General features: G+C 65.9%; 15 protein-coding genes. 5 read left to right on the top strand and 10 right to left on the bottom strand.

What is annotated here, in order from left to right; all coding sequences use genetic code 11:
- Positions 1-74: 74 nt before the first annotated feature.
- The 5 genes from A5788_RS01640 to A5788_RS01620 form a co-directional block, all read right to left on the bottom strand.
- A complete protein-coding gene (locus A5788_RS01640; protein WP_064870379.1) occupies positions 75-746 on the bottom strand; it encodes a class I SAM-dependent methyltransferase in 672 nt (223 codons plus the stop codon).
- A gap of 91 nt (positions 747-837) precedes the next feature.
- A complete protein-coding gene (cynS, locus tag A5788_RS01635) occupies positions 838-1,290 on the bottom strand; it encodes a cyanase (protein ID WP_005207731.1) in 453 nt (150 codons plus the stop codon).
- Between the two features lie 69 nt (positions 1,291-1,359).
- Positions 1,360-2,430 carry a PHP domain-containing protein gene (locus A5788_RS01630; RefSeq protein WP_064870380.1) on the bottom strand — a complete coding sequence of 357 codons (1,071 nt, stop codon included), beginning with the start codon at positions 2,428-2,430 and terminating at the stop codon, positions 1,360-1,362.
- A gap of 144 nt (positions 2,431-2,574) precedes the next feature.
- On the bottom strand, positions 2,575-3,555 hold the full coding sequence (locus A5788_RS01625; protein WP_064870381.1) for an isopenicillin N synthase family dioxygenase: 981 nt from the start codon (positions 3,553-3,555) through the stop codon (positions 2,575-2,577).
- Positions 3,552-4,070, bottom strand: coding sequence for a nucleoside deaminase (locus tag A5788_RS01620; protein ID WP_064870429.1), 519 nt, complete (start codon positions 4,068-4,070; stop codon positions 3,552-3,554). The genes A5788_RS01625 and A5788_RS01620 overlap by 4 nt, the downstream gene beginning before the upstream one ends.
- A gap of 86 nt (positions 4,071-4,156) precedes the next feature.
- Here A5788_RS01620 and A5788_RS01615 point away from each other — a divergent pair, with 86 nt between their 5' ends.
- Positions 4,157-5,737, top strand: coding sequence for a helix-turn-helix domain-containing protein (locus A5788_RS01615; protein WP_064870382.1), 1,581 nt, complete (start codon positions 4,157-4,159; stop codon positions 5,735-5,737).
- Positions 5,738-5,810: 73 nt separating this feature from the next.
- Here A5788_RS01615 and A5788_RS01610 read toward each other — a convergent pair whose 3' ends face one another.
- Both A5788_RS01610 and A5788_RS01605 read right to left on the bottom strand, forming a co-directional pair.
- Complete coding sequence (locus A5788_RS01610; protein WP_064870383.1) at positions 5,811-7,226, bottom strand: purine-cytosine permease family protein; 1,416 nt, start codon at positions 7,224-7,226, stop codon at positions 5,811-5,813.
- Between the two features lie 116 nt (positions 7,227-7,342).
- Positions 7,343-9,001, bottom strand: a complete 1,659-nt coding sequence (locus A5788_RS01605; RefSeq protein ID WP_231894279.1) for an LCP family protein — start codon at positions 8,999-9,001, stop codon at positions 7,343-7,345.
- 154 nt (positions 9,002-9,155) lie between these two features.
- Between A5788_RS01605 and A5788_RS01600 the strand changes: the two genes are divergently transcribed.
- The 4 genes from A5788_RS01600 to A5788_RS01585 all read left to right on the top strand — a co-directional run bounded on the left by A5788_RS01600 (position 9,156) and on the right by A5788_RS01585 (position 15,338).
- A complete protein-coding gene (locus tag A5788_RS01600; protein WP_082938064.1) occupies positions 9,156-11,324 on the top strand; it encodes a glycosyltransferase family 39 protein in 2,169 nt (722 codons plus the stop codon).
- Positions 11,325-11,403: 79 nt separating this feature from the next.
- Positions 11,404-12,885, top strand: coding sequence for a S1C family serine protease (locus A5788_RS01595; RefSeq protein WP_064870385.1), 1,482 nt, complete (start codon positions 11,404-11,406; stop codon positions 12,883-12,885).
- Positions 12,886-13,085: 200 nt separating this feature from the next.
- Complete coding sequence (locus A5788_RS01590; RefSeq protein WP_064870386.1) at positions 13,086-14,024, top strand: alpha/beta hydrolase; 939 nt, start codon at positions 13,086-13,088, stop codon at positions 14,022-14,024.
- A 138-nt stretch (positions 14,025-14,162) separates the two neighbouring features.
- Positions 14,163-15,338 carry an NADH:flavin oxidoreductase/NADH oxidase gene (locus A5788_RS01585; protein WP_064870387.1) on the top strand — a complete coding sequence of 392 codons (1,176 nt, stop codon included), beginning with the start codon at positions 14,163-14,165 and terminating at the stop codon, positions 15,336-15,338.
- A gap of 53 nt (positions 15,339-15,391) precedes the next feature.
- Here the strand turns inward: A5788_RS01585 and A5788_RS01580 are convergent, their stop codons facing one another.
- From A5788_RS01580 to A5788_RS01570, 3 genes are all read right to left on the bottom strand, one after another.
- The gene (locus A5788_RS01580) at positions 15,392-16,153 is read right to left on the bottom strand and encodes a fructosamine kinase family protein (protein ID WP_064870388.1); all 762 of its coding nucleotides are present in this window, start codon (positions 16,151-16,153) and stop codon (positions 15,392-15,394) included.
- 52 nt (positions 16,154-16,205) lie between these two features.
- Entirely contained in the window at positions 16,206-17,153 is a 948-nt protein-coding gene (locus A5788_RS01575) for a TIGR03564 family F420-dependent LLM class oxidoreductase (RefSeq protein ID WP_064870389.1), read from the bottom strand.
- A gap of 78 nt (positions 17,154-17,231) precedes the next feature.
- Positions 17,232-18,191, bottom strand: a complete 960-nt coding sequence (locus A5788_RS01570) for an arabinofuranosidase (RefSeq protein ID WP_197494577.1) — start codon at positions 18,189-18,191, stop codon at positions 17,232-17,234.
- Positions 18,192-18,281 lie beyond the last annotated feature (90 nt).

The raw sequence follows: 18,281 nt of genomic DNA, 5'->3' as shown, positions 1-18,281 counted from the left end.
TCGAGCGCCCCACCCGCTGATCGAGCTGACCACCCCGCTGATCGAGCCCCACCCGCTGATCGAGCTTGTCGAGATCACCGCGGCGCGAGCGCCTCGATCGTCCAGGTGAGGTCGCCCGTGGTCAGCGTGGAGCGCAGCCGGACGTCGAAGGCGGAGTGGAGCAGCTTCCAGACCTGGCGGGCCTGGGGAAGGTCGATCGATTTGTAGTGCGACACCACGATCTCGCCGGTCGGGGCGAGCCACCCCTCCTGCAGTCGGCGGACTGTCGCCAGCGGATCCGGGAGGTAGTAGAGCATCTCGGAGAACACGATCGCGTCGAACCGCGTCTGCGAGGCTGTCGGATCGACATCATCCGGGGTAAACGTGCTGGCGTCGGCTTGTACGAACGCGGCGCGGTCGAGCCCCTTCGCACGAGCCTTTTCGACGGCATTCTCAGCGGCGTCGACTCCGAGGAACTCGGTGTAGTGCGCGGGCGAGAGACGCTGCGCCAACAGCCCTTCGCCGCAACCGAGTTCGAGCACACGGGGTCGGGGCGTGGTGCGCAGACAGTATCCGGCGACGACGTGGAAGCGCGGAGCCTCCTGCTCGTTGGCGAGGTAGTCCCAGTCGCCGCTGCGGTATTCGTCGTCGCAATCGGCGACGCCGTGTGCCGACGTGTACGGCCGCAGATAGCTCGAGACGAGTCCCACGCCGCGGGCCGCCTGCTTCCGCGCACCGCCGACAATTCCCTCGCGCGCCGCACCCATCGCCAGCCTGCCTTCGTTTGTAGGACAAATCCGACGAAATGCTACCGGTCATCTAGGCGCGACGGATGTGTGCGGCGCCACAGGATCGCGCTCACCAGCGGTAATCGAGGAACTTCCCGTCGAAGGTGACCACCACGCGGTCGCCGTCGGGGTCGGGCCTTCGCGCGATGTCGACCTTGAAGTTGATGGCGCTCATGATGCCGTCGCCGAACTCCTCGTGAATCAGTTCTTTCAGCGCGGGGCCGTACACCGCTAGCGCCTCGTAGAAGCGATAGATCGTCGGGTCGGACGTCAGTTCGTCGTCGCGTGTCCGAGCGGGCTGCAGACGAAGACTCTCTGCGACGCCTTCGCCGAGACCGAGTATCTCGCAGACGATTTCGGCCTTCTCGGCAGGTACAGGATGCTTGCCGAGTAGTGCGGCAACGGTCCACACGAGTGGCGCCTCGATGCGCTCGGCGATCTCGGCCCACGTCAGACCGGCGCGCAGTCGTGCTGCGACGATGAGTTCGGCGGCGTCGGATTTGGACATGATCGGTGGGTTCAACGGTCGCTCCCTTGTTGGTGATACGGATGGTTGGTCGAACTGATGGTCGGTCTATTGCGAATGGTGCGGTCATGAAACGACGTCGGCGTCGGCCAACCATGCGCGCAGGCGGTCCAGCGGCCATGTCGTCACGATGCGGTCGGCGTCGATGCCGAGTCTCTCTGCGCGCTGGGCGCCGAGTGCTTTGAACTCCAATTGTCCGGGTGCGTGGGCGTCGGAGTCGATGGCGAACAAGCAGCCGAGGTCACGTGCCAGGGTGAGCAGGTCGTCGGGAGGGTCGACGCGTTCGGGTCGAGAATTGATCTCGACGGCGGTGTTGGTGTCGCGGCACGTCGAAAACACTTGGTGCGCATCGAATGTCGACTGTGGGCGCGTACCGCGTCCGCCGGTGACGAGCCTCCCCGTGCAGTGCCCGAGCACCCGTACGCGAGGGTGTTCGACTGCAGCCACCATCCGTCGGGTCATCGGAGCCGCGTCCATCTTCAGCTTCGAGTGCACCGACGCTGTGACGACATCGACGCGCTCGAGCATCTCCGCGGATTGGTCGAGCGCTCCGTCGTCGAGGATGTCGACTTCGATTCCGGTCAACACGACCAGGTCGACGTCGCCGCGCGCGTTGAACTGCTCGATCACGCCGATCTGGGCATCGAGACGCTCCGCCGCGAGTCCGTTGGCGACGGTCAGGCGGGGCGAGTGATCGGTGATCGCAAGCCATTGTTGGCCGAGAGCGCTTGCCGCCGAAGCCATTTCGCCGATAGATGCACCGCCGTCGCTCCACGTGGTGTGTGCGTGGAGATCGCCGCGCAGCGCCTCGTAGAGCAGGTCGCCTGAGTCGGCGGCGGGGTCGGTCAAGGGATCGGCCTGGGCCTGCAACCCGTCGAGGTAGTCGGGAAGCACCCCTGACACGGCCTCGTCGATCACGGCCGCTGTGGTCTTGCCGATGCCCGACAACGCGGTCAGCGAACCCGCCGCGGAGCGTCGTCGAATCTCGTCATCACCGACCTCGACGACCGTCGCGGCCGCGCGCCGGAACGCCTCGACGCGGTAGCTGCTCTGCCTGTCACGCTCGAGCAACCACGCGATCCTCGTCAGCGCCTGCGCGGGATCGACCGGCGCGGCGAGCGGGATCAGTGAGCGCATCCCCCGACAGTAGCCTCGCCGGACCACAGCAGCGCACTCTCGACCGAATTCGACGCCCACTCAACCGCTTTCAGCGCACAGTCGGCAGGATAGAGCGCCCAGTCGGCAGTCTCGAGCGCACGGTCGATGGGATCTGGCGCGGCGCTAGCCGACCGTGATGGCGTTGAGCCGTTCGCGGATGAAGTCGCCGCCGATCACCGGCGGCCGGCCAGCAACCTTGCCGACGGGAGGGTCCAGGGGTGTCACGACGGCGTCGTGGTCGAGTTCGTAGAAGAAGATCAACGAGACGAGATCTTCCTCCGGCGCGTCGGCCTGCGGCGGCAGCACGCGGTGCCTGCCCGCGGGCCAGCGGCCTCCCGACCAGTACTCGAGCAGGTCGCCGATGTTGACCGTCAACGCAGACGGATCGTACGGCGCATCCGCCCAACCGCCCTGCTCGCTATAGACCTGCAGTCCGCCCGCGCCCGGCTCGCGGTCGAGGATGGTGACGGTGCCGAAGTCGGTGTGCGGGCCGATGCGGTACTGACCGGGCTCCGGCTCACCGACGTCGGTCATGGGCGGATAGTGATTGATGTTCGACGTCCAGGTGGCCGAGCCCGCGAGGTCGCGAAACGGGTTCTCGCTCCCGGACAGTCCCAGCGACGCCGCCATCAGGGCGAGCAGGTCGTCGGAGAGCTTCTTGCACGCCGCGGTCCAGGCGGTGAACAGCTCACGTAACCGTGGCGCCTCCGCGGGCCAGACGTCCGGGGCGAACCAGTAGTCGTCCACCTCGGGAATGCCGACTCGTGTCTGGGCGCCCGAGTTGTAGGTTTCCTTCAGGTCGGGAGGCGTTTCGGTGCCCTCGGAGTAGCCGTTGGCCTCCAGGCCCGGGCCGATCCAACCTCGACCACCGACTCCGACGGCGTACTGCCCTTTCACCTCCGGTGACATGGCGAAGAACTCGCGGGCGGTGGCGCGCAGCGCGGCGGGCAGCTCCGGATCGATTCCGTGGCCCGTGACCAGCAGGAATCCCGCCTTCTGTAACGACTCGTCCACCGCGGCGCACACGGCGTCGGCGCCGTCGCCACCGGCACGCCACTGCGCGAGGTCGACGGTCAGGATCGGACTCGACGTCTCCCCGCTCACCGCAGACTCCCCGTGTCGGAACGTGCCGCGTTCACTCCGGCGTCGACGACACCGATGTCCTCATTCCAGAGCGCGGGATTCCCGGCGATGAAGTCGGTCATCATCGCGACGCACCGCTCGTCGTCGAGAATCGTCACGTCGACGCCGAGGTCGCGCAGCCACTCCTGCCCGCCGTCGAAGGTGCGGTTCTCCCCGATCACCACCGCACCGATACCGAACTGCCTGATGAGCCCACTGCAGTACCAGCACGGCGCCAGCGTGGTGACCATGATGGTCGACGAGTAGTCGCGTTGCCTGCCCGCGACGCGGAAGGCGTCGGTCTCGCCGTGCACAGACGGGTCGTCGTGCTGCACCCGTCGGTTGCGTCCCTCGCCGAGGAGGGTGCCGTCGGCGCTGAACAGCGCGGCCCCGATCGGAATCCCCCCTTCGGAGAGGCCGAGTTGTGCTTGTCGGTAGGCGGTGTCGAGCGCAGCCACGGCGTCGAACGTGGACGTCGTCCCATGTCGCGAGAGCATGATTCGACTGTGCGCGGCTACGTCGTCGTGTTCAACCGACAGTCCGTCGTGTCGCGCGCCGACCTCAACGTGCATATCGTCTATCCATGCTTCAACGGCCGGCGTCGACGCTCTCGCTCCGACAGATCATCGACGACTACCTCATCGACGCCGATCCGCACGTGCTCACCGCACACGATCGCCTCGAACGCCCCGTGATCTGGGTGCATTCGAGCGAGATCTACGAGATAGGCCCCCTGCTCTCAGGCGGTGAACTGTTGTTGACGACCGGACTCGGATTGGCTGGACTCGACGCGGGCACCCGCCGCCACTACGTCCGCGAGCTGGCCGAACGTGGTGTGGTGGCGCTCGCGTTCGAGATCGGACGCAGCTTCGACAGCGTTCCCGACGAGATCATTCGGGAGGGATCTGCGCGGCGGCTGCCGATCATCGAGCTACGTCGTGTGGTGCCGTTCATCACGATGTGCCGCACCTCCAACACGGCCATCGTGTCTGCAGAACTCGCCGACCTGCGGTTACGTGGCGAGCTCGACACCACCCTGCACGACGACATGGCCACCGGCGGTGGCGTCGCCAAGATGCTCGAACACGTCTCCGACGCCGCGCACTGCCCGATCGTGTTGGTGGGCACGGGAGGTGCACTGATCGCCGCGCACGGCGTCGACGACGATCGATCAGCGTGGCGGGCCGTCGACGGTCAAATCGCATCGGCGCCGATCATCGCGCGCGGACGCGAGATCGCACGGTTGATCGCAGGTCCGGGTGCCACACCGATCCCCGGCGAACGCGCCGCGATGCTCCTCGACTGCGCGGCGGGTCCACTGACGTCGGCACTCGTACGTGGAGGCATCGGGCGCTCCGCGGTGGCGTCGCGGCTCATCGAGGAATTGTTGGCGTCGCGCCCGATTCGACGAGCCGATCTGTTCGCTCGTCTGTCGGGTTCGGGCGCCCCGGTGGCCCAGTCGACGCAGATCGTGCCGGTTGTCGTCGAGTCGCCCGATTCACGCATGGCCGAGAGTGCGCTCAGTCGTGCCGCGGCCACGCTCGGCGGTGTGGTCTTCGAGACCGTCGACGCCACCGTGTACGGCCTCGTCGTGATGCCGACTCCCACCGGTGACCACGACGCCGTCGACTGCGTCCGCACGGCGTTCACCGACATCGGTGCACACGCCAGCCGCGTGACCGTGGTCGTCGGCCAACCGTGTGCGACCGCTGACGCCGGGCCGGGGCCAGGACTGTCGCTATCGATCGGCGACTCGCTGCGTACCTGTGCCGAAAGACTGGGCAGCGCAGTCGAATCCGTGCAGACCAAGAGTGTTGCCGGGCGCGTGTTCACCGCAAGGGCTCTGGCCGTCGACGCCGCGGCAAGCACCATGTCTGCTGCGGCACGCGACGAACTGATCGACCTCATCGATCCGCTCGTTCGCCACGACGCGGAGTCGTCGACGCATCTTGCACGCACACTAGAGGTGCATCTGCGCAACGGCTGCAGTGCAACTCGCTCGGCGCAGGCCTTGCACATTGGACGCCAAAGCCTCTATCAGCGTCTCGACCGTGTGCGCGAGGTGCTCGGATTCGACCCGACAGACCCCGAGATGTATGCATCGATTCTGTTGGCATTCAGCGCTTTACGCGCCGACGGCGCCGGGACCCGCACGCCGAACTGACCGACGCGGGCCCTGCTCCGAGATGAACCTCGGAGCAGGACCCGCGTCGGCGTGACAGCGAGAGGCTGTGTCGTCAGACGTATGTGCGCTGCGACTCCTCGACACTCTTTCTGGCCAGAACCACATACCCCACGAATGCGATTGCGAACCCGACGAACGCACCGATGTCACCCAACTCGGGAACCGCGCGAACCACGTACCCGACGAATTTCTCCTGATTGCAGAACAGCAGAACCGATCCGACCAACGCGATGACGAACGCGGCCAGCCCACCCCAGTTCACGTAGCGCGTGTCGTACAGCAGGTCCAACGACGGACGCTTCTTGCGCAGCAATCGATCGGCGAAGACCACACCGAGCCACGGACCGATCCAGTAGGCAACCAAGAGCAGGAATGCCTCGTACGACGCTGCGGCGTCGGCAAGCGCCCACCAGGCCACCAGGAATCCGACGATGCCGAACAGCACTGTGACCAGCGCGCGCTGCGTGTTCATCGGCAGCTTGAATCCCATGGTCACGAACGCCATCGATCCGGAGTAGACGTTGATCGCGTTGGCCGCAACGGCGCCGACCGCGATGGCGAGCAACGTGAGATCCGCGACGAGCGTCGGCAGGTTCGCGGTGAACGCGGCGGTCGGGTTGTCCGACGTCGCCGGACCGATCGTCACCGACGCCGCACCAACGATCATCAGCACGGTGCACGAGACGAACAAGCCGAGCGACGCGTAGAGGCCCGTGTGCACCCGCGACACGGTCGGCGGGAGGTAGCGGGTGTAGTCGGCGGCGTAGGGCGTCCAGCCTGCGGTGTACCCGAATGCGGCACCGACGGTGAGCCAGAAGCCCGCCATCGAGAAACCGCCGCCCGACGACGGGGGCGCGTCGAGGTGCGACTTACTGAAGATGATCACCGCGGCGATCAAGAAGATCACCGCCAGGATCGGCGCGGCGATCCGCTCGAATCGCTGCACCAGGTTGTGCCCGAAGAACGCGAACGCGGTCTGCACGATGACGATGATGATCAACCCCACGAGCGGGGTGAATCCGAACAGCGACGACAACGCGAAAGCGCCACTGGCATTGTTGGTCGCGAACCAGCCGACGCCGCACATGACTGCCATGAACGTCGCGGGAAGGATGTTGCCGCGATATCCGAAGGCGAGCCGACCGAGCACCATCTGCGGCACCCCGTGCAGTGGCCCGTCGGCCGACAGCAGGTAGTGGGCAACCGCGGCGAGTCCGTTGCCGAGCACCACCGCGGCCACGGCCTGCCAGAACGACAGACCGAACACGGCCACAGCGAGCACGCCGACGAAGATCGTGGCGAATTCGAGGTTGGGTGCCGTCCACGTCCAGAAGAGCCCACGCGGCGACCCGTGACGGGCCTCCACCGGAATCGGCTCGTTGCCACCTGGCTCGACGGCGAGGACTTTGCTGCCGTAGTTCAACTGCGTGACGGCGGCATCGTCGTCGGCGGGTGCGTCTGTACTCATGGCGGATACTGTGCTGCGTCGCGTCCGGAGCGGCAACCGACGGATTGTCCGTTGCGCCCACCCGTAGGCGCGACATTTCGACGGTCGAGCATCGATCGACCCGACGCCGAGCTCACTCAGTCGACGCAGGGAATGGCCGAACCGCTGCTCACGGCTCCGCCCGAGTCGGGTGCGGGACCGTCGAGCGACGCCGTCGTCTCGTCGTCGGCCGGATCGCTCGTCGACGTCGAACCGGAAGACGACTCGGCGGACGGTGACGCTGCCGAGGCGCTGGACGTGGTCGACGCCGCCTTCATGCCGAAGGCCGTCTGGATCTGGTCGCGCACCTTTGCGGTGTCGATGATGTTGACGTCCTGGCCGTCGACCGTGTCGTACCGCTCGACCGGAAGCGTGCGGAAGCTGACGCGCTGGCCGCTCGGTGCGAGCATCTGCTGCCCCCACGACATGAGGTCCCACCCGTCGGAGAGCACCACGTCGTTGTTGAGTGCTGTGCTGAGTCTGTTGAGTTTTCCTGGGTCGGTCAGCATTCCGGTGCTCTGTACCTGATGCATCACCGAGAGGAGGAATGCCTGTTGTCGGTGGGTGCGGTCGAGGTCGCCGTTGTCGAGTCCGTGGCGCTGCCGCACGAAGGCCAACGACTGCGACGCGTTGAGGTGCTGGCGACCCGCGGGGAACCGAGCGCCCGAATACGAGTCGCGGACAGAATGATTCAGACAGACGTCGATACCGCCGAGCGCCTTGGATATGTCGTAGAAGCCGACGAGGCTCACTTCGGCGAACCGATCGATCGGCACCCCGGTGAGCTGACGCACCGTCTCGATGGTCTCGGCACGACCGGCCTCACGTCCACGTGATTCGAGCGTGGCCTGATCGGTGATGCCCTGTGTTGTCAGTTCGTCCTCGACCATCGCCTTCTTGCGGCCGTATGCCTCTTTGATCTTGGCCTGGCTGACATCGAGACCGTCGACATCGACGAGGTCGTCGCGCGGAATCGAGAACGCGACGATGTTCTTCCTGTCCGCGGGGATGTGCACGAGGATCAGGGTGTTGGTGTTGTAGCCACCCTCGTCGCCATCTCCGGCATGAAGCTGCTTGAGGATGTCCGGTGACAGATTGTTGCCGTCGCGGTCCTTGCGGGTGTCGAGACCCATCAACAGGATGTTCTCGGCCCCGCCGCTCGACGCTGGTCCGCCGGCCAATGCTGCCGACCTGCCGAACCCTCCGGCGACGTGTGTGACAGTGCCCCATGCGAGTCCGACGACGCCGAGGATCGCGACCGAACACATCGCGACCGCGACCCGCCCGATTCGCACCATCGACGACCGGCGCTGCGGGCCGGCCGCTGAGCGTCGGCGCGTCGAGCGGGTGCGAGACGAGCGGGTGCGGGACGAGGCGCGGGCTTCACCTGCGGCGGACCTGCGCGTGCGGCGCGAGGTGGTGACCTGCGGAATGGGCTGGGTGAGATCGTCGACCGGCTCCCACCGCGTTCGGGGTTCCGGTCGGGGCGGCGCTTGCTGCCTTACGGCCGGACTCGTAGGGATACGCGACCGTCGTGCAGCGACTTCGCCCGCAGTCAGGCGCCGACCGTCGGAGCCACGGAAACCACGGCCACCGGAGGGTGCGCGGCGCGCGCGATAGCGCGACGTTCCCTCCTGCTCCACCGGTTCCGCCCTTTCTCGATAGTTCACTGCCGCACCCGTGATCGGCATCACAGGATGACATCCCTGGTCGGCATCAATGGTCTTGGGCGGACTCCCCCACCTCGACTGGGTCACCGTAGTGACACCGTCTGTGAGAGCCCTGAGTACTCGACGTTCCGGACGGATCGGACACTGAAACACCCCTGGTGAGAACGCATTTCCGCGCTCACAGCTACCTGGCAGCGCAGCCTCAGCCGCACCTCAGCACATCGGCCGCACCATCGTGTTCGTGACCCCAGCCTCCCCAGCCGCAGCTGCGTTTCCCAACGGCACCCCTCACACCGCCCACTTCGCCGCACCGCAGGGAACAGACGACCTCGAGATCGGCGCCGACGGCAATCGCCTGCCCCGCGCGACAACCCGGGATCGGGTAGCCCTCGCTGCACTCCTCGTCGGCACCGCTGTGCTCTACCTCTGGAATATCACCGTCAACGGAAACGCCAACTCGTTCTACGCGGGTGCGGCGTGGGCGGGGTCGCGCAACTGGGAGGCGGTACTTTTCGGATCGGTCGATCCGTCGAACTTCATCACCGTCGACAAACCTCCGGTGTCGCAATGGATCATGGGGATCTCCGGACAGATCTTCGGGTACTCGTCCGCGAGCATGCTGATCCCCGAGGCGATCATGGGAGTCGCATCGGTTGCTCTGCTCTACGCCACGGTGACCCGTATCTCCGGCAGGACTGCGGGACTCATCGCGGGCGCAGCCCTTGCGCTGACTCCCGTGGCGGCCATGATGTTTCGATTCAACAACCCCGACGCCGCGATGGTCCTGCTGATGACCGCGGCCGCCTACTGCACGGTGCGAGCGACGTCTCGGGCGTCACTGCGCTGGCTCGTACTGGCCGGTGTTGCACTGGGTTTCGCGTTTCTCGCCAAGATGCTGGAAGGATTGATGGTGTTGCCCGCACTGGGCGTCGTCTACCTGTTGGCTGCGCCGACGACGCTTGGTCGGCGCGTCTGGCATCTTGCGGTCGCAGCGCTCGCACTAGTCGTGGCATCGGGATGGTATGTGGTGCTCACACTCCTATGGCCGGCGTCGTCGCGCCCGTATCTAGCTGGTTCGACGGACAACAACTTCATGAACCTGGTGCTCGGCTACAACGGACTCGACCGCATCGAGGGTCACAGCCACGCGGACGGTCCCACCGATGCCGCGCTGGATGAATTCATGCGCCAGAACCCCTCTCTCGCACATGGTTTCGGCGGCGGAATGTTCGGTAGCGCCCCCGGCATCGGTCGACTCTTCGCCGGAGAGTTCGGAGCGGAAATCTCGTTCTTACTGCCGTCAGCGCTCATCGCGCTGGTGGTGGTGCTCGCTCTTCGCGGTCGCGCACCACGCACCGACCTCGTGCGCGCAGGCGCGCTGCTGTTCGGACTGTGGTTACTGCTCGACGGAATTGTGTTGTCCTACATGAGCGGAACGGTTCACCCCTACTACTCACTCGCCATCGCGCCGCCCATCGCGGGACTGGTCGGAATCGGGGTCGTCGAGGCGTGGCGCGCCCGCGACTCGGCGACCGTGTGGCGCGCGATCACCGCGCGTGTGGGACTGGCAGCGATGATCGTCGCGGGCGGCGTCTGGGCATTCGTGTTACTCGACCGCGAATCGTCGTGGCTTCCCTGGTTGCGTTGGGCGGTACTACTTGTTGCCGTCGCGGCCGCGGTACTTGCTGCCGTGCCGACACGCGCTCGCCGGCCCGTCGCTCTCATCGCGGCCGGATGCGGTGTGCTGGCCGTCCTCTCGGCTCCGGCCGCATTCGCAATCAACGGCGACACCGTGGCACACACGGGCGGCGGGCCGTCGGTACTGCCCGGGCACAACACTTCTGGGCACAGCCCTTCCGGGCACAGCAGCACAGACGGCGGGGGTATGGGCACCGCCCCGGATTCGCCCCAACTCGACCGTCTGTTGCAATCGAGTTCCGCGCGCTGGGCTGCGGCCACCAACAGGACGTCGAGCGCAGCGTCGCTCGAACTCGACGCCCGCGTCCCGGTCATGGGTATCGGCGGATTCTCCAACGATCCGACGCCGACGCTCGCGCAGTTCCAGAAGTATGTGGCCGACAAGGAGATCGGCTACTACGTGGTGACCACCCCGCGTGAGTCCGGAACCGAAACACACAGCGCGACGACCGCGACCGACGGGTTCGGCGGCGGACAGCGCGCGAGCGGACGAGGCAGTTCCGTTACCGCACCCATCGGGCAGTGGGTCACAAGCCATTACGCTGCCCGCACCGTCGGCGACTACACGGTGTACGACCTCAGCACGCGGCCGGGCACAGGCACGACGTCAGCGTCGGCGGACACCACTTCGGCACAACAGAACTCCGGCACCGCACGGCCGGAACCACATTCGACGACCCGTCGTCGTACCCATCACCTGGCACAAAGCTGAGGAGAACACCGTTGTTTTGTCAGCAAATTCAGAATTTCGCACTGACCATGCTCTCAGTAGCGGACGGCAGTGTGGTCTCGTGAACAGCAACACGCCCGACGAGTCCGACACCTCACCGATCGAGGGACCCCACCCGGATCAGGGACACCACGGAACCGACCCAGGCACCGCAACCGACCCGGGGACATCGTGGCAGGGCGCACCCTACGAGAACCCTTACACAGAGCCTCATCCCACCGCGACCTATCCCACTGAGCCTCATCCCACTGCGCCTCATCCCACTGCGCCTCATCCCACTGGCGGGCAGTTCCCAGGCGCATACGCGAGCGCTCCGACACCCCCTGCGCCTGCCCAGCGATCCCGCGGGATCGCCAAGCCGCTTGTCGCGACGGCGGTGCTGGCGGGACTGGTCGGTGGCCTCGTCGGCGTCGGAGGGTATGCCCTTCTCGACAACGGCTCGTCGTCGAACGCTCCCGTCATCGCGTCGGCACCCGCCGCGGCAACCAATGCCGCTGACGCGCAACCCGGTTCGGTCACCTACGCCGCACAGGTTGCGTCGAAGTCGACGGCAGACATCAAGGTCGCAACCAGCCAGGGCACAGCGGTCGGTAGCGGCATCATTCTCTCGCCGGACGGCTACGTCCTCACCAACAATCACGTAGTGTCGGGCGTCGGCAGCGGCGCCAAGATCCAGGTGACCACCCCGGACGGAAAGACCTATCCCGCAAGCGTGAAGGGCACCTCTCCCTCGTACGACATCGCGGTCATCAAGCTCGACGGCGCGTCGGGGCTCACCCCCGCGAGCATCGGCGATTCCGGGTCGCTTCAGGTCGGCCAGCAGGTGGTCGCCGTCGGCAGTCCCGAAAACCTCTCCAACACTGTGACGTCCGGAATCGTGAGCGCACTGTCGCGGACCGTGACCGCGGGTGACGAACAGGGCAGCTCGGTCACCGTCTACAACGGGCTACAGACCGACACTCCGATCAACCCGGGCAATTCCGGTGGGCCACTGGTGAATCTGCAAGGACAGGTCATCGCTGTGAACTCGGCCGTCGACACCGGACAGAGCAGCAGTGGCGGCCCACAGGCATTCGGCCTCGGCTTCGCCATTCCGATCAACACGGCAAAGCGCATCGCGAATGAACTGATGCAAGACGGACAGGCCACCAAACCTGTTCTGGGCGTGTCGGGTTCGCTCGCATCAAGCAACGATGCGGTCAACGGGGCAAAGGTCACGTCGGTGCAATCGGGCGGTCCGGCAGCCGATGCCGGCATCAAGAACGGTGACGTGATCACCAAGATCGGCAACGCCACCATCGGCAACTACGCCGATCTGATGGCGCAGATCCTCACGCACTCCCCCGGTGAAACCGTGCCCGTGACCGTCAGTTCCGGCGGACAGACGAAGACCGTCCAGGTGACACTGGGCAGCACCGTCGACAAGGAACAGACAACGATCTCCGAGCGCGGCAACGGCTCCGACGGAGACGGCTCGGACGGAAGCGGTTCCGGTCGGCAGCGCGAGGGCGGTCGCCTGCCGTTCGGTTTCGGGCTGCCCTGATAGCCGCCGCGGCCGGCTGTAGCGTCCGCGCGCTCTGACTGCGCGATGTCCCCACGCTCGATTTTCCGGTTGCCCAGACGCGCGGATTCCGCGCCTCTGGGCAACCGCAAGCGACGGGCCGGGTAACCCGCCAGCTGTTCCGCGCCGGTTCGTCCTCCGAATCGGGTAAGTCGTCGGGCTCATCGTGAGATCCTCGGCCCATGCGCCACACGCGGATCACGACCCTGATCGCCGTCATCGCCGCGGCTCTCGGCGTGGGCATTGTCGGAGCGGGCACTGCCGACGCCGCCGTCTACCGTCGCGCCACTCTCAGCGGGTGCGGCATGCCTGCCACGCCGGTCGACATGTGGACTCGTCCGGGCAACTACAAGACCGTGATCGCGCTCTCCGGACTGCGCGTGACGGCGGCGGCCAGCGGATGGAAGCTGAGCACCAACGTCGGCGCCATGGCCGATAGCGGGGTCAACGTGGTGGCGCCCGCGGGCGGTCTCGCGAGTTTCTACACCGACTGGAACGCCCGCAACAGTCTCAGCAACATGGGCTATCGCTATCGGTGGACCTGCCGCCTCGACACTTTGGTCGCAATGCTCGACCGACAGGGGCTCGACGTCGGACCGCGACACAAGTACGCGATCATGGGAATTTCGATGGGCGGCAACGCCGCACTGATCTACGGCGCCTATCACCACGCGCGCATCTCGCACGCGTTCTCGATGTCGGGGTACCTGAATCTGTCGGCACCGGGGATGCGGGAGGCCATCCGGCTCACACTCCTCGACGCCGGGCTCGAGGCGGGCGTCGGTCCGTTCAATTCAGACGACATGTGGGGTCCCCCGTGGAGCACACGGTGGCTCGACAACGATCCGTTCGTCCAGGCTCCACGCTTACGTGGACTGAGTGTGCGGGTGGCTGCCGGATCGGCCATCTGGGGCAATCGCGACACCAACATCTCCAACTCGCTCAAGGGAACTCCGCTCGAGGTACTCGCCCAGGCACAGACGCGCGCGTTCGAATTCGCGGCGAGTCGGGCTGGTCTCCCGATCACAACCGACTATCCACGTGTTGGCACTCACAGTTGGGGCTACTGGGAGGAAATGGCCTGGCGCGCAAAGAGCGCCGGCTGGTTCAGAGACCGTTGACTCGAGAACCTCACGCGGCGTCGCCGGTCGGTGTGAGGTGAGCGTTACCCGAGGACACGCGCGCGGTAATGATCACGCAAAAGTGTTGGGATGAACTGTTTTCGAACCCATTCGGGACCACCTAATCGGAGACACCTCATGCCAGACCTCTTCTCTCCCTTCACCCTCAAGGGCGTCACCCTGCGCAATCGCATCGTGATGTCGCCCATGACCATGTACTCGTCGCACGACGGGAAGATGGACGATTATCACGTGAGCTACCTCGGCGCTCGCGCGTCAGGTGGCTTCGGGCTGATCTTTCCGGAGCAGATCGCCATCACCCCCGACGGTCGAACCACCACGGAGTGCGCGGGAATCTGGTCCGACGATCAGATCGACGGCCACCGTCGGGTGACCGACATCATCAAACGATTCGGAGCCGTGCCGGCCATCCAACTCGGTCACACCGGCCGCAAGGGCAGTGAGGTGGCACCACACAAGAGCTACCCCGGATTCCCGGGCAACTCGCAGCTACCTGCCGATCACCCCAACGGTTGGCAGTGCATTGCGCCGTCGGCCATCCCGTACGGCGGCGACCACTCCTGGCCCGTCCACGAGCTGACCGTCGACGAGATCAAGGCGCTGCATCGCAAATACGCCGACGCTGCGCGCCGAGCACTCGACGCAGGCTACCAGTGGCTCGAAATGCACTTCGCCCATGGCTATCTGGGCGCCGAGTTCTTCTCGCCGATCGCCAATCACCGCACCGATCAGTACGGCGGTTCGCTGGAGAACCGGGCGCGATTCCACCTCGAGGCGCTCGATGCGGTGCGCGAGGTATGGCCCGATGAGTATCCGCTCACCATGCGGCTCGGAGCAGACGATCTCAACCCTGCGGGCGCCCAGTTCGACGATTCGCTGGTCGCGATCGGCTGGATGAAGGAGCACGGACTCGATCTCGCCGACATCTCTCTCGGCTTCAACACCGACGAGATGATCGATCCGCCGATGGGCCGCGAAGCATTCATGGTCGAGAAGACCAACCGGGTGCGGACTCAGCTGCAGATCCCCGTCGGTACGAGCTGGAATCTCGGCATTCCCGAGACCGCAGACCAGGTCATCCGCGACGAATTGGTCGACCTGGTATTCCTGGGTCGACCGGCGCTGTCCAATCCGCACTGGCCGGTGTGGGCCGCACGCGAACTCGGCCACCCGACGCCCTTCGAACTGGTGCCTGACGACTGGCGGTGGTGGCTCGAGAACTTCCGCGGGTACGACGCGAGTATCGGGCTACCGCCCGCAGCGGAGCCTTCCGCGCGGCTGCGTTCCGCCTGACCCGGCCGGTGGTCGCCGACAGCGTCGACGGCGTCGTCGGCGACCGCCGAAAGTCACGCGTAGCGACGCGCGATCTCGACCACCTGCCCGCGATAGCCGCCGCCGAACACCACTGCGTGCATGAGCACCATCGACAGGTAGTGCAGCGGCACGCGTTCGCGCCAGCCGTCTGCGAGCGGATACGTCTGCTGATAGCCCTCGAGGATTCGATCGAGATACGGAGCACCGAACAACGCGAGTGCCGCGAGATCGGTTTCCCGATGGCCGACGTGCGCTGATGGGTCGATGAGGACACACCCGTCCGGCGACCACATCACGTTGCCCGACCACAGATCGCCGTGGAGGCGTGCGGGAGCGTCGTCGGTATCAAAGTCGCCCTCCCGCAAACGTTCACAGAGCTTCTCGACGATGCCGGCGTCGCCACCGCGCAAACCACTGTCGGGCAATAGCGGCATCAGTCGTCCGTCGGCGTACATCTCGCCCCAGGTGTCGTGAGCCACCAACGAGAGTTCGAGCAGGTGCTCGTTGGGCCCCTGATATCCGGGGCCGTCCCAGCCGGGAGGGCCCTGCCCCCAGCGGGCGGGACCGTCGAGGCTGTGGGTGGTGGCCAGTCGTCGACCGAAATCGGTTGCGGCATCGGGACTCGGCGAACTCGATTCGACGCGGCGCTCGGTCAGCGTCGACTCGTCGGTGGATACGACGTCGACGATGCTCGCGCCACCGGCCGGTACGGCGTCGGCGAGCCACCGCAGGCCGGCCACCTCCCAACGCGCGGGCCGTCCGGAGGTGTGCTTGGTGAATGTCGAGGAGGCCATGACTCCTTGATACCCCGGTATCGCGCGTGCGGAGATCCAGCGGGCATGGAGGCTAATGCGCGCCGTCGGTGTGCCACGCGCCGACGCTGGCCCAGGTGCGGGAGCGCGCCTCGTCACCCACGAGATCTGCCTGCGTGATGGTGAGTTCGGTTGCGCCGGCGTCGAGGTACTCCTGCAGACCGGCGAGAACCGTCGACTCGTCGCCGATGAGGAACAGATCGCCCGCACGCTCGTGACCGGACGCCGCGATGATGCGCTGATACGACGGAATCCGGTCGTAGAACTCACCTGCGGAATACGCTGCGGCACGGGCAGCGTCGACGTCGTCGGTGATGACAGCGGGCACAGCGGCGATCACGCGGGGTGCGACACGTCCCGCCTTCCGAGCCCTCGCCGCGATCGTCGGCACGATGACTTCGCGAATTGCCCTGGGACCAGCCAGGAATGGCAGTGTTCCATCTGCGAGTTCGCCTGTCGCCTGAAGCGCCCGCGGGCCCATCGCTGCCACGACGAGAGGAATCGGTTTATCGACGCCCGCCACGCGAGTGCTGATCGGCGGAGCGGAGATCAGGGTGTCACCGTGAAACGGCTCGTCGGAGCCGTCGAGCAGGGAACGGAGCGCGGTCAGATAGTCGCGGAGCGCAGGGATCGTCGGACCCGGATCGACTCCGAATGTCGGTGTCGTGAACGCCGGAGCACCGAGTCCGACGCCGAGCTGGAATCGGTTGCCCGTCGCAGCGGCGGCGGTCTTTGCGGCACCAGCGAGGTGGATCGGATGGCGCGGGTGAATCGGGACGACCGACGTGCCCACCACGATGTCGGGGATCTGCGCGCCGACGAGCGCGGCGAGTGTGACGGCGTCGTAGCCGAACTGCTGGGCGAACCAGACCGAATCGATGCCCGCTTGGTCGGCTTCCGTTGCCAGTTCGATTGCCCTATCGACGACGTTGGTCGTCGTCGAGTCAGCGGCAAACGTCGATAGCGACACTCCGATACTCATGCATCGAACAAGCCTCGACTCTTCGGGAAGATTCCGCCTACCGCTTTATCGCCCAACGTGATTGGAAACGCTGCTCATCTACGCCGGCTCGCGCAAGATGCCGAAGTGGCGAACCGAACCGGAGACGCCCGGAAGTTCCTTGACCGGCGACCACGTCTGCATCCCGTCAGAACTGTCGGAGTAGAAGTACTTGCCCTGCTTGTAGGCGTCCAGATAGATCCGCCATGCACCGCTGGGCAACTGTGTCACGGCAGGACCTTCCACGAAGGTGCCCCAGTTGCCGGGAGTGACGAATCGGTACGGACCGTACAGCGACGACGACACCGCGTGCTGCACAACCTTTTTGGTCTCGTTCTTGGTGAACGCGTGATACGTCGAGCCGACCTTGACGATCGTCGTGTCGATGTGGTCGGCACCGAGTCCATTGAGTGGAATCGGCGGACTCCACCACCGCAGCGAGGGGTCGAGAGCGGTCATGATGTAGGGCACGAATCCGCCGCCCGTCGACATCGAGAAGACGACGTTGACCCGTCCACCTTCGACGAACCAGTCGGGTGCCCACGCCTTGGTGGTGAACGGCGAGAGCGAAGGACCGTCCGAGGAGCCCGCCGAGCCGGACGATCCCGGTCCGCTCGACGAACCGAGGCCCTTACCGTCGCCGGTGCCGGGAAGGAACGCGCAGCACAGCGGCACCGGCACGTTCCGCACGAATGTCCAGTGGACGCGGTCACTACTGCGCGCGAATCCGATGTTAGCGCCGTCGACCGTCGTGTAGGTGACGTAGTAGAAGCCGTCGGTGTGGCGGAAGATGCTCGGGTCACGCACGCGCCCGGTCGGCGGGCGGTACGCGGGCTTCGCCAGTGGAGTGAAGTCGGTGCCATTCGACGACTGGTAGACGTCCATGTACAAGTCGCTGGTGTTGCTGAACCCCACCATCGTGTAGCGCCAACCCGCTGCGGCGCTGGTGCCGGGGCCGGAGAGCAGCAGGCCGATAACGGCGAGCAGCACCACCGGCAGAGCGGAGAACATCGATCGCATGCGGAAGTTCACCGGTGCAGTATTGACCAGGTCATCGCGCGGGTGCACGCGCTCGAGCGGCTTCCGACGAAATCGTTATGGAAACTGCGC

The sequence above is a fragment of the Gordonia sp. 852002-50816_SCH5313054-c genome (genome assembly GCF_001665925.1).
GTDB classification, from domain to species: domain Bacteria; phylum Actinomycetota; class Actinomycetes; order Mycobacteriales; family Mycobacteriaceae; genus Gordonia; species Gordonia jacobaea.
The sequence above is the reverse complement of the archived record's forward strand: the minus strand, read 5'-3'. Positions and strand labels throughout refer to the sequence as shown.